Origin of the sequence: Erythrobacter sp. JK5, from assembly GCF_018205975.1 — a bacterium.
GTDB lineage: Bacteria > Pseudomonadota > Alphaproteobacteria > Sphingomonadales > Sphingomonadaceae > Erythrobacter.
The window spans coordinates 1,333,325-1,344,826 of sequence record NZ_CP073577.1 but is presented as its reverse complement, the minus strand read 5'-3'; the positions used below and the strand labels follow the sequence as shown (position 1 = coordinate 1,344,826).

At 60.7% G+C, this 11,502-nt stretch carries 15 protein-coding genes; 4 read left to right on the top strand and 11 right to left on the bottom strand.

What is annotated here, in order from left to right; all coding sequences use genetic code 11:
- Window positions 1-132 precede the first annotated feature (132 nt).
- Window positions 133-2,463 carry a heavy metal translocating P-type ATPase gene (locus KDC96_RS06570; RefSeq protein ID WP_212451715.1) on the top strand — a complete coding sequence of 777 codons (2,331 nt, stop codon included), beginning with the start codon at window positions 133-135 and terminating at the stop codon, window positions 2,461-2,463.
- 15 nt (window positions 2,464-2,478) lie between these two features.
- On the opposite strand, the gene KDC96_RS06565 is transcribed toward KDC96_RS06570, so the two are convergent.
- From KDC96_RS06565 to KDC96_RS06520, 11 genes are all read right to left on the bottom strand, one after another.
- Window positions 2,479-3,828, bottom strand: coding sequence for a rhodanese-like domain-containing protein (locus KDC96_RS06565; RefSeq protein WP_212451713.1), 1,350 nt, complete (start codon window positions 3,826-3,828; stop codon window positions 2,479-2,481).
- A gap of 71 nt (window positions 3,829-3,899) precedes the next feature.
- Window positions 3,900-4,604, bottom strand: a complete 705-nt coding sequence (locus tag KDC96_RS06560) for an NAD(P)-dependent oxidoreductase (protein ID WP_212451711.1) — start codon at window positions 4,602-4,604, stop codon at window positions 3,900-3,902.
- A gap of 93 nt (window positions 4,605-4,697) precedes the next feature.
- Window positions 4,698-5,186 carry a DUF6692 family protein gene (locus KDC96_RS06555; RefSeq protein ID WP_173214105.1) on the bottom strand — a complete coding sequence of 163 codons (489 nt, stop codon included), beginning with the start codon at window positions 5,184-5,186 and terminating at the stop codon, window positions 4,698-4,700.
- The gene (locus KDC96_RS06550) at window positions 5,183-5,647 is read right to left on the bottom strand and encodes a DUF305 domain-containing protein (protein WP_033193303.1); all 465 of its coding nucleotides are present in this window, start codon (window positions 5,645-5,647) and stop codon (window positions 5,183-5,185) included. The genes KDC96_RS06555 and KDC96_RS06550 overlap by 4 nt, the downstream gene beginning before the upstream one ends.
- A 58-nt stretch (window positions 5,648-5,705) precedes the next feature.
- Window positions 5,706-5,888, bottom strand: a complete 183-nt coding sequence (locus KDC96_RS16375; protein ID WP_249171955.1) for a potassium channel family protein — start codon at window positions 5,886-5,888, stop codon at window positions 5,706-5,708.
- A complete protein-coding gene (locus KDC96_RS06545) occupies window positions 5,846-6,118 on the bottom strand; it encodes a hypothetical protein (protein ID WP_249171954.1) in 273 nt (90 codons plus the stop codon). Before KDC96_RS06545 ends, KDC96_RS16375 begins: the two co-directional genes overlap by 43 nt.
- Window positions 6,115-6,834 (bottom strand): glutaredoxin, encoded by a 720-nt coding sequence (locus KDC96_RS06540; protein WP_249172002.1) that lies wholly within the window; start codon window positions 6,832-6,834, stop codon window positions 6,115-6,117. The genes KDC96_RS06545 and KDC96_RS06540 overlap by 4 nt, the downstream gene beginning before the upstream one ends.
- A 141-nt stretch (window positions 6,835-6,975) precedes the next feature.
- Entirely contained in the window at window positions 6,976-8,259 is a 1,284-nt protein-coding gene (locus KDC96_RS06535; protein ID WP_249172001.1) for an APC family permease, read from the bottom strand.
- A 280-nt stretch (window positions 8,260-8,539) separates the two neighbouring features.
- A complete protein-coding gene (locus tag KDC96_RS06530; RefSeq protein WP_212451705.1) occupies window positions 8,540-8,815 on the bottom strand; it encodes a hypothetical protein in 276 nt (91 codons plus the stop codon).
- Window positions 8,816-8,859: 44 nt separating this feature from the next.
- On the bottom strand, window positions 8,860-9,327 hold the full coding sequence (locus tag KDC96_RS06525) for a DUF411 domain-containing protein (RefSeq protein ID WP_212451703.1): 468 nt from the start codon (window positions 9,325-9,327) through the stop codon (window positions 8,860-8,862).
- The gene (locus KDC96_RS06520) at window positions 9,324-10,010 is read right to left on the bottom strand and encodes a class I SAM-dependent methyltransferase (RefSeq protein ID WP_212451701.1); all 687 of its coding nucleotides are present in this window, start codon (window positions 10,008-10,010) and stop codon (window positions 9,324-9,326) included. Before KDC96_RS06520 ends, KDC96_RS06525 begins: the two co-directional genes overlap by 4 nt.
- A gap of 149 nt (window positions 10,011-10,159) precedes the next feature.
- On the opposite strand from KDC96_RS06520, the gene KDC96_RS06515 reads away from it, so the two are divergent.
- Genes KDC96_RS06515 through KDC96_RS06505 form a run of 3 tightly spaced genes read left to right on the top strand, consistent with a single transcriptional unit; the run spans window position 10,160 to window position 11,467 of the window.
- Window positions 10,160-10,456 carry a hypothetical protein gene (locus KDC96_RS06515; RefSeq protein WP_173214115.1) on the top strand — a complete coding sequence of 99 codons (297 nt, stop codon included), beginning with the start codon at window positions 10,160-10,162 and terminating at the stop codon, window positions 10,454-10,456.
- A 3-nt stretch (window positions 10,457-10,459) separates the two neighbouring features.
- On the top strand, window positions 10,460-10,894 hold the full coding sequence (locus KDC96_RS06510) for a periplasmic heavy metal sensor (protein ID WP_173214117.1): 435 nt from the start codon (window positions 10,460-10,462) through the stop codon (window positions 10,892-10,894).
- Window positions 10,895-10,900: 6 nt separating this feature from the next.
- Window positions 10,901-11,467, top strand: coding sequence for an RNA polymerase sigma factor (locus tag KDC96_RS06505; protein ID WP_212451699.1), 567 nt, complete (start codon window positions 10,901-10,903; stop codon window positions 11,465-11,467).
- Window positions 11,468-11,502: the final 35 nt, after the last annotated feature.

Genomic DNA, 11,502 nt, shown 5'->3' with positions numbered 1-11,502 from the left:
GGGTGGTGCCTGGCAAACCTGGTGCCGCCCAATGAGATGCGGGGCGACCGGAATCTGGTATCGTGACGGCAATTCGAAGGTATTCGGCACAAGGCTGTAAGAGGTCTGCTGTAGAGTGAGAAAGGAAGAGCGATGAGCACGGACGCAAGCTTGCTCGAAGGCACCGCCATCGATCCCGTCTGCGGCATGAGCGTAGCGATCGACGGAGCAGAGCATATCGCGAAGCATGCGGGGGCCGAGCACTATTTTTGTTCGCCGCGATGTCACGACAAGTTCGTCACCGATCCCGAGCTCTATCTCTCGGGCGCGCATCTCGACGCGGTCGAGGATGTGCCCGAAGGCACGATCTACACCTGCCCGATGCACCCTGAAATCCGCCAGCCCGGGCCGGGTTCATGCCCGATTTGCGGCATGGCGCTCGAACCGGAAACGGTTTCGCTAGACGATGGCCCCGATCCCGAACTGGTCGACATGCGGCGTAGGTTCGGGTGGAGCGCGCTGCTCACGCTGCCTTTGTTCGTCTACGCGATGAGCGACATGGCACCGGGGCTCAGTTTCGACCGGCTGATCGAACCTGCCTGGGCGCAATGGGCGCAGTTTGCCCTTGCCACACCGGTTGTTCTTTGGGGAGCCTGGCCGTTCTTCGTTCGGGCCGTCCAGTCGCTCAAGACGCGCAATCTCAACATGTTCACGCTGATCGGGTTTGGCGTTGCCATCGCCTATCTGTTCAGCGTGGTGGCGACGGTCGCGCCCGATCTGTTCCCTGCGGCGTTCCGCGACCATTCGGGACGGGTCGGGATCTATTTCGAGGCGGCAGCGGTCATAACCACACTCGTTTTGCTCGGACAGGTCCTCGAGCTCAAGGCAAGAGGCTCGACCTCGAGCGCTTTGCGCGCATTGCTCGAATTGGCGCCGCCCAGCGCGGTCAAGATCTTCGGCTCCGGCGATGAGCGCGAGGTGCCGCTCGACCAGCTGGCCACAGGCGATCGTCTGCGCGTTCGACCGGGCGATAAGGTTCCGGTCGATGGCGAGATCGAAGAGGGATCGAGCGCCATCGACGAATCCATGATCAGCGGCGAACCGCTGCCGGTCGCCAAACAGGCTGGCGACACAGTCATTGGCGGCACGGTCAACCAGACTGGCGGGTTCGTCATGCGCGCGACCGGTGTGGGCAAAGACACGATGCTGTCCAAGATCGTCCAGATGGTGGCCGAGGCGCAGCGCAGCCGCGCACCGATCCAGCGACTGGCAGATCAGGTGGCGGGCTGGTTCGTGCCTGCGGTGGTGGTGATAGCCATCGCCACCTTCGTGGTATGGGGAATCTGGGGGCCCGCACCAGCGCTTGCCTATGCGCTGGTCAATGCCATTGCAGTCCTGATCATCGCCTGTCCCTGTGCGCTCGGTCTCGCTACGCCGATGTCGATCATGACGGGCACAGGCAAGGGTGCCCAGCACGGGATTCTGATCCGCAATGCCGAGGCGCTGGAGACACTCGAGAAAATCGATACGCTGGTGGTCGACAAGACCGGCACGCTGACGATGGGCAAACCCGATTTGGTGGCGGTGACGCCGGCAGATGACATCAAGGAAAGCGATTTCCTGGCTGCGGTGGCAGGTGTCGAAATGGGGAGCGAACATCCGCTGGCCCATGCCATTGTCGAGGGCGCGCGGACGCGCGGCGTTTCTCCTGCCAATGCCACGGATATCGCTTCGACGACTGGGGAAGGCGTTGAAGCCAACGTCCAGGACCGCCGTGTTGCGATCGGAAATGAGAAGATGATGCGGCGCGTCGGGATCAATGACGAGGCCTGGCTGGGCTCGGCCGAAAATGGTCGCAAGCAGGGTCAGACGGTGATGTTCGTTGCGTTCGATGGCCGGCCGGCAGGCCTTATCGCGGTGGCCGATCCGATCAAGCCTACCAGCGCAGCGGCTATTGCGGCGCTGCACAAGCGCGACATCCGGGTCGTTATGCTGACGGGCGACAGCCGCAGCACTGCCGAAGCGGTCGCGCGCGAAATGAAAATCGATGAAGTGCATGCGAATGTCTCGCCCGAAGACAAGCACCGCAAGATCGAAGAGCTGAAAGCGCAAGGTCGCCGCGTCGGCATGGCAGGGGACGGGATCAACGATGCGCCTGCACTGGCCGCCGCCGATGTCGGCATTGCCATGGGCACCGGCACCGATGTCGCAATCGAAAGCGCCGGCGTGACGCTGGTTCGCGGCGACCTGACAGGAGTGGTGCAGGCCATCGTGCTGTCGCGTGGGACGATGCGCAACATCCGGCAGAACCTGTTTTTCGCCTTCGCTTACAACACACTCGGCATCCCGGTCGCGGCAGGCGTGCTGTATCCCTTCTTCGGAGTGCTGCTCAGCCCGATGATTGCGGCCGCAGCCATGAGCCTCTCTTCCGTATCGGTGATAGGCAATGCGCTGCGGCTGCGGGGTCTGCGCCTCGAAGTCTGAGAGGCCAAACTTCAGCTATACGCGTTTTTTCCAAGCGCCCATGGAGCCGAGATAGATGTCGAGGCGCTTGAAGCCCTGGCTTGCCAGCCAGCCCGCAGCAACGCTCGCCCGCATACCGCTCGCGCACATCAGCGTGTAATGGCGGTCGCGGTCGAGATCTTCCCACCGCGTGTTGAGCTCACCGACATAGATATGTGCTGACCCGTCGATCCTTGCTACTTGCCGTTCGTCCGCGTCGCGCACGTCGAGCAAGGTCCACTCGCCGCTGTCTTGATCGAGCCTGCGCGCGATTTCTTTTGTGCCGATCATGGGAATGCTGCGCATCGCTTTGCCCTGTGCGGCAGCTGGAACCACGCCGACATAGCCGCCGACAACATTATCGAGACCGATACGCACCAGATGGGCCATGGCCTGGGCTAGCTGGTCTTCCTCGGAAGCGATGAGGGCGATCCTGTCGCCTTCACTGAGAAACCATCCGGCAAAGGCCGGTATCATTCCCACCGGAAGGCACATGGCACCCGGCAGATGGCCGGCAGCGTAGGCGAGCGGCTCGCGCACATCGACCAAGTGATCGGCTTCGATCTCGTCAAGCTCTCCCAGCCCTAAGCGCCTTGGTCGTATGACCCGCGGCGCGGCATCGGCCCCTTCGAGGTTAAGCCGTTCCATCAGCCGGAAATAGGGAGGTTGGTGGTGGTGTTCTGCCACCTTCGCCTTGATGAACTCGTCGCGGTCGGAGATGCGCAGGCGAGGGTTGTTGCGTCGCTCGTGGCCGATTGTCGAGAATTCCCGATCCGCCATTCCCGACCCGCAGACCGAGCCCGCACCATGCGCCGGGTAGATAATCGCCTGATCGCCGAGGCCGCAAAGTTTCTGCAGTGAGTCGAACAGAAGGCCTGCGACCTCTTCCTTGCGCTCGGGATAGAAATCGGTGCGCCCGACATCGCCGACAAACAGGGCATCGCCGGTAAAGACGCCGACCGGTCCCTCGGAATATTCGCCGTCATGGATGACGAAAGCGAGATGATCGTCGGTGTGTCCAGGTGTTTCCAGCACCTCGATCCGCAATTGACCCAGCTCGAAACAATCGCCCTCGCGTGCGGTATTGGCAAAAACGATCTCGCCTGCCGCGTTGGGCCCGTGATAGACCTTGGCTCCTGTCAAATCGGCCAAGATCGGCGAGCCGCTGATCAGATCCTCATTGCGATGGGTTTCGAAGATGTGCGTTATCTCCAGTCCTTCGGCCCGGGCCTTTTCGACATAGATCTCGCAGTCCCGGCGCGGATCGATGACCGCTGCCTGTCCGCCCGAGCCGATGATGTAGGAAAGGTGCGAGAGGCCAGGGGTTTTAATTTTCTCCAGAAACATACGATTTCCTTGTCTGTTGCTCACAACTTGCAACGTGCGGGCCTGTCACAAATCGCAAAATTATACGGCGCTCAATCGATCCCGAGTTCGGCCTTGATGGCGGCGGGACTTTCGAAATGTTCGGCTTCGGGCCTGCCGATGGCAGGCTTTGCGTTGATCCAGGTATCTTCGCACACGAAATCGAGCAGGCTCGCCGCGAGATCAGCATGACGGCAGCGGAAACAGCCTTCTGCCAAGCGTTCGTCCGTAATGACGGCATCGCCGGTGTAAGGCTCATCCAGCAGCCAGCCCGGTCGTGCGGCCGTCCATTTGATGCCTTGGGCGTCGCTGAGCATCGCTTCCATGGCGCGCATCTGCTCGAGTATATTGAACAACGCAGGCTTGGCGGTGAGTTCAAACCACGTTGGGACGCTCGACTGATGTTCGACGAAGGCAGCGGAGATCACGGCAATGCGGTCGATCTTCGTCTGTGCCATCGCCTCGAGCAGGTTGCGCGTGCCATCGGTATAGAGCGGCGGTGGATCCATCGCATTGCCCGGACCGAAAGCGACACCGAGCGTCGAGATAGCCGCGCGGCAGCCATCGAGATCGCCCGCGAAATCGTCCGACAGCACATCGCATTCGATATATTCGAAGTCGCCCACCCGCTCGTCTGATCCAGGCACTGTGTGTTCGAAGGCGCGGATCGGTATGTCCGAGGCAAGGGCACGCCTCAATAGCTCGGTGCCGGTCTTCCCGCCCGCCCCGAAGACAGCGATGGGCCTCGTATCAGTCATCTGCTTGTTCCTGTTAAAACTGGCGGGGGCGACGAACGGAGGAGGCGCGGGCGCATGGGGTAGCCGGTGGCCCGCCCGTGCGCCCTGCCAGTTTCAGGCTCCTTCAGCCGGACAGGTGGTATAGCCCCAAAAGCCGAATTCATCCTTGGCTCTTGGCGCTGCGACGATCATCTCCTGCATTTGCAAGCCCGCATCGCCTTCACCATCCAACATACGGGTTTTGATCCGAAGCTCGCCATTCGAATAGCTACCGGGACCATCAGAAGCGACGGGGATCAATTTGCCATTGATCTTGATCGCTCCGCTCCCGTCACCGTCATAGACAAATGAGGGAAAGGCCACTTCGGTCAGGCGGAACTGGCAGGCCTGTCCTGCGCCCAGAGCAGCAAGGTCCGCGTCATTCATGGTCCCGGGAAGCATGAGGCCCGGGTCAACATTTGCCAGTGCACTGGCCGCATCCTCGATCGGCGCGGCAGTGGCAGGCGGGTCGAGCTGGGCTTCGCGGTCGTTGCCCGGAGCGGTGTTCGAATTGCAGGCGGCAAGCGGTAGCGCGATGAGCGCCGTGAAAGCTATCTTGTTCATGGCTGCATCTCCTCGGGCAGGCGTTCTTCGGTCCGAGGACCGTTCTGTTCGATATCGTCGATGAGATATTTCATCTCGGCGATTTCGCGGCGCTGGGCGACGATGATGGCCTGAGCGAGTTCGCGCACGCGAGGATCCTTCAGGCTCGCGCGTTCGCTGGTCATGATCGCGATCGAGTGGTGCGGGATCATCGCTGCCATATATTCGGTATCGTCGACGGTGGTCTGGCTGCGCACCAGCCACAGCGCGAGGGCGAACACGAAGGCGCCGACGCCCAGAATAATGAAGTTCTTGGTCCGGTCCTTGTACATGCCCCACATGAAGAGCAGCATGACAACCATCATCATCGCGCCCATGACAAACATCATCCAGAAGCGCGTTTCGCTCCAGAAAAGATCATCGACGGTAAAGGTGTTGGCATACATCAGGAAGAACATGATCACGGTCGAGGTCGACACCATGGCCATGAATCGCCAGTAGCTGCCGCCCCTCCCTTGTCCGAGTGGGTCGTCTTTTCAGTCATGCTTTTTCTCCTTTTTGCATCATGGTCCAGAATAGCTGCGCCGAGCAGCTGATGAGAGCGAAGCCGGTGAGGGCCTCGACGCCGGCGAGAACTCTCAGGTGCTCGGTCGGATAAATGTCGCCCAGGCCCAGTGTGGTCACGTTGATGAGCGAGAAATAGAAGTAGTCCATCCAGTCCATGGAAGGCGCCTTGTCGAAACCTCCCAGGCCCATTGCGCGCCCAGCCAGAAACCTGCTGCAAAAAGGATCGCGACCAGAAAATGCGACGCGAGCACGAGCAGCGAAACGGCAAGCTTTGCCAGCGTATCGCGGCGCCGGTCGAGAAGCCGGTGACCGACACCCAGAATGGCAAGGTGCGAAGCGACAGCCGAGAGGAACAGAAGGACGGCGAGAAGGAGCGCGGTGATCATGCGAGAAGCTTCGCGCCCATCCACAGACCCATTCCGATCATGAACAGATTTTCGGTCAGCGAGACGAAGCCGAGCGGCACATTGCTGCTGCCGCCCACGCAGGCGCATTTGAGCTCACGCTTGTCGATGTAGACAGCTTTGAAGACGCTGACAGCGCCGACGGTGCCGATGAACAATGCCAACGGAGCAGAAAGCCACGTCAGCGCGCCCGCGGTCATGAGAATGCCGGCAGCGGCTTCGCCGAACGGGTAGACGAAGCCATAGGGCACCCAGCGCCGTGCGAGTAGGTCGTAGTTGAGGAACATCGTCGAGAAACTGCGCACGTCCTGAAGCTTCTGAACGGCGAGCAGGGTCATCGATAGGCTCACGAACCATTCGGCGGCCCGGACAGTGAAGAGGTTATCAAAAAAAGCCCAGCTCAGTCCGAGCGCGAGCAGAAGCGCGACCGCGAAAATCGCAATGACCGGCTGATAACTGGTCTCGCCTTCCTCTGGCTGCGAACGGCTCTTGCCGAAGAACTCGCGGACATCGTCATAGCCGCCAATGCGCTTGTCTTCGATAAAGGTCTGCGGGGTGGTCTCGACGCCGTGCTTGTCCTTGAATGCGTCGGTTTCCTCCCTGCTGGTCAGGTGATGATCGTCGACCTCGAAACCTTGCCGCTTGAGAAGATCGACCGTCTTGATGCCATAGGGACAGACATGGTCCTCCATTACCATGCGGTAGACCGCCGCTGTTCGGGTCGTCATGAATCGCTCCATCTGTTTTGCCTGACGTGTCTCGTGCTCAACGCCGGTTTTCGGTGAACGGTTTCGAAAAACCCCGCTGCAAGAGCCTCAAGGCCCAGCGAAAAGTTGCCATCAACTCTTCTCTCCTGACCGATCATCTTTGTGAGAAGCGGGCGCTTCGGAATTGTGCGAAAGGTAAATCCATTCTCCCATGAAGACTGCGACGATGCCGATCGCCGCATAGGCGACAACGGCAGGATCGCTGCGCAATTTGGCCGCGGTAAAAGCTGCAAGGACCACGCCATCTGCCGCGAGTGCTGTAAGAAGTATTGTTGCGCGCGCGCCGACTTCCTTGCGCAGGTGACGCAGGACGCCCCAATGCACCAGCATATCCATGACGAGGTAGAAGAAGGCGCCCAGCGAGGCGATCCGCGACAGATCGAACAGGACGGCAAGCGTCCCGGCAATGACCACCGTATAGACCAGCATGTGGCTGCGAATTCCGCCGCTCATGCCGAAATGGCTGTGCGGGATCATCTTCATGTCGGTCAGCATCGCAAGCATGCGCGACACAGCAAATACGCTCGCGATCACGCCCGAAGTCGTTGCGGCGATCGCGATCGCGACGGTGAAATAGAAGCCCAGCTCACCCAGCGCCGGACGCGCCGCTGCCGCGAGCGAATAATCGCGCGCCTCGACGATCTCGGATATGCTCAGGCTCGAACCCACCGCCACTGCGACGAGCAGATAGATCACGATGCAGACCGCGATCGAGATCATGATGGTCCGACCGACATTCTTGTGCGGGTCGACGATTTCGCCGCCGCTATTGGTAATCGTGGTGAAGCCCTTGAAGGCGAGGATCGAGAAAGCAACCGAGGCAATCAGGGCTTCTGCGTTGGTCAGCGAAACGGGCTGCGAAAACGCGCCTGATGAAAAACCGCTGGCCCAGATCGCCGCGACTGCGAATAGCGCGATGCCGCCGATCTTGATGGCCGACATGATGAGCGAGAAGCCGCTTACCGATTTGTTGCCCGCTGCATTGACGAGATAGGCGAAGATGATGAGGGCAAGCGCTGCGAGAGAAACGAGCCACCCGCTGCTTTCGAGGCCGAACGGGCGCAGCGCGTAAGTCGCAAAGGTGCGGGCCACGAGGCTTTCATTGATGACCATCGACAGAGCCATCAGGAGCGATGCCGACGCGGCAATGACGCCGGGTCCGTATGCTTTCTGCAAGATCATCGCGATGCCGCCCGAAGACGGCCATTTGTTCGACATCTTGATATAGCTGTAGGCCGCCAGCGAAGTTACCAGCGCGCCGGCGATGAAGGATAAGGGGAAGAGCGGACCGGCGAGCTCGGCGATCTGCCCGGTCAGCGCGAATATGCCGGCACCGATCATGACGCCGGTTCCCATCGCCACGCCGCCCAGCAGGGTTATCGAGCCAGCTGCCTCGCTTTGATTCTCGTGCTCATGGTCTTGCAAGACTTTCCCCTGTCGATGTCCTCCCATCCAAGAAAGATCATGCCGAACAGTACGTTCAGCCGGAGCTCATCCCTCAAAATTTTTCAAGACAAAGCTGGAGGGTCGCGTTTTGCTTGGGGCGTTCGAGCAAATTGCGGCCTAAAGCGGACGGCCTTCGCGACCGAAAAACGCTCCGCTAGTGTCAAGGCACGCGTCCATCGCCGCCGATTTACTACGTCCTGAACCGGTTTCGGAAAAATCGCAGCAGTGGCACCCCAATGACCGCGATGTACCAGCCGTACAGAAAGCTGCCGAGAGCGCCTGCCAGAAAGCCCGAAAGGGTCAGCCATTCGAAACCGGGAAGCAGCGGCGCCCACGCTTCGTGCATGTGCGCCTGTTCGGGCGCGAGCAGGCCGAAACCGATGCAGATTAGGTAGCTGAAAAGCAGGAAGAGACTGAGCGTCCAGCCCCAGATCAGTATTGAAGTTTTGACCGAATAGTCCGACATGATGGTCCTCCTTTAGAGTTGGCACGAAACTGGCTCGTCCATAGTCACGGGTAGGATGCGAACACGCTCCGCCCGCCTGGACCGAAGGCGATGACGTCATAAGGCTGCACTTGGTACCCGACTTCCATTCCGGGCGAGCCAAGCGGCATTCCGGGCACGGCCAGACCGGCAACGCCCTCAGGGCGTTCGCGCAATAGCTTCGCGACGGCATCGGCGGGCACGTGGCCTTCGATGATATAGCCATCGACTTCCATCGTGTGACACGACCACAGATCCTGCGGCACACCCCTGGCTGTCTTGAGCGCAGCCATGTCGTCGGTGTCGACCGAGGCGACCTCTGCTTCGAGCCCATGTTCGACGTGACCGGCCCAGTTGAGACAGCAGCCGCATCCTGCGTCGCGGTACATGGTGTAGGTCGCGGCCTGGGCTGCATTCGAGCAGGCTGCAAGGGCGAGGAGGAGCGAGGCCGCCAGCGAACGGCGCAGCGGTCTCGAGTCTTTCATGAGGTTCATTGAACATTGCCTTTCTTGATGCCGCGCCAGAGAGAAATGGTTCCGGTCGCGGTATGGATACGATCGAGCAATTCGGTGTCCGCGAAAATCTCGGCGAGCAATTTCTCGACGGCTCCGTCGGCGCTCGGCTGGGTGTCCTTCACGCCGTCGAGTAGCTGAACGCTCGAACGGAACAGCGCGCGCATGAGTGGAGCATCCTGCCCCATATAGTCGGCAATCAGCGCCATGCCCCCTGGGGCCAGCAGGTTCTCGATCTGCTCGAGGATCGCGCGTTTTTGCGAAACGGGCACCTGGTGAAGGACGAGACTGCTGACGATCTTATCTGGTTGCCAGCCGTCGGAAAGCTCGAGACTGTCAAGAAAGCCGTTGTGCCACCGGACCATATCGACTCCGGCACCGAATTTGCGCTGCGCGATCGCCAGCGCTGCGGGGTCTGGCTCAACGCCGATGAAGCCGGCTTCGGGGCAGTTGGCCATCAGCGCCCTTAGCAAGGTCCCGGTGCCGCACCCGACATCAATGACCTTGTCGCCGGGCACCAATGCGGCCTCCTCGACGATTGCGCGGCGCCACCGGCTCTCGCGCGTAAAAAATGCGATCGCGCCATCATAGAGCGGCGTGAGCCAGCTTTTGCCAAGCGGCGGAGTGAACTCGCGTTCTTTTGACGGAACTGCCGCGCTTTTCATGCCATGGCTCCCATTCGACGCTGGTACATACCGCTGTTGCTACAGATATCTCCTCTTACGCGTCGCCAACCCGCAGCCCTCAAAAAAGAAACTTGAGGGTTTGCGCGAAGTGTCGCGTATAGGAACCGTGCAACCGACAGGAGCAAGGGATGCGTGAAAATCAGACACTCGATGCGATGCTCGGCACCATGGCCTCGCAGAAGGCTGGCGACGTGCCGCCCGACTTCATGAACGGCGTCTGGCAGCGCGCGGGACAGCTTGGCGAAATTGTCGATCAGCGACGCAGAATGGCCTTGTTCGCCGGTCTGTTTGTCGTCGGGCTGGCAGCTGGCGCAGGGACCAGCGGATGGCCTTCCGAATATGGCGCTCCTACAGAAATTGTTGGCGAGAGCCTCGTTGGCGGAGAATCCCTGTCACCCGCTGCTTTGCTTCATGTGGGATCATAGGCGTTGAAGAAGTTTCACCTTGTCCTCGCGGTTCTGCTGGCGGCGCTCGCCGGATGCCTCGGAGCGCTTGCCGCCGATCGCTGGTCCAACGACGATGCGGAGGACAGCCTGCACCAGTTCGTGCACGATGAACTCTCGCTCACGGCTGACCAGGAGGAGCGGCTCGATGCGCTCGAAGCGCGTTTCGCGGTAGAACAGGCAAGGCTCGAAGCCTCTGCGCGCGCAGCCAACGCACAGCTCGCCCAGGCAATGGAAACCGAGCACGAATACGGACCCGAAGTCAGTGCCGCGATCGACGAGGTGCATGCGCGCATGGGCGAATTGCAGAAAGCGACCGTGCGGCACGTCTTCGATATGCGGGAAATTCTCGATCCCGATCAGCAGCTCCAGTTCGACCGGAAAGTGTCCGCGGCCCTCACGCGCGATCCGCGTGACTGATCAGCCTTGGCAGCGGTGGATGACACTTCGAACGCAGCGCTGATCGGGCGGGCAATAGCCGGTGACAAGCGGGCGTTCACAACTCTCGTCGAACATGAGATCGCCCGGTTGATCGCGCTTGCCACGCGTATGCTGGGTTCACCATCGCTGGCCGAAGATGTCGTCCAGGACGGTCTCGCTTCGGTCTGGCTGACACGGCATCGCCTCGACCCGAGCAAGCCCATCGGTCCCTATTTGACGACAATCGTTCTCAACAAGTGCCGCGACAAGCTTCGCCGGAGGAAAGTTGCGGGCTTCCTTGGCTTGCCGAGCGGCCGGGAAGCCGACGCCGTTGCCGACGATGCCCCTAATCCCGAAAATGTTGCCGGAGCCCGCGAACAGCTGCGGCTGGTCCAGGCCGAAATCGGGCGCTTGCCGGTGCGCCTACAAGAGGCGCTCGTGCTGGTCACTGTCGAGGGGTACAGCCAGGCCGAGGCTGCCGAGCTGCTCGGCACCACCGAGAAAGCCGTCGAGACGCGCATCTATCGTGCGCGCAACCGGCTGAAGGAGCGGTTCGAAAAGTTTGAGGGGTAGGGCAGCTGACCGCGTATGTGACGGTATACGCATTT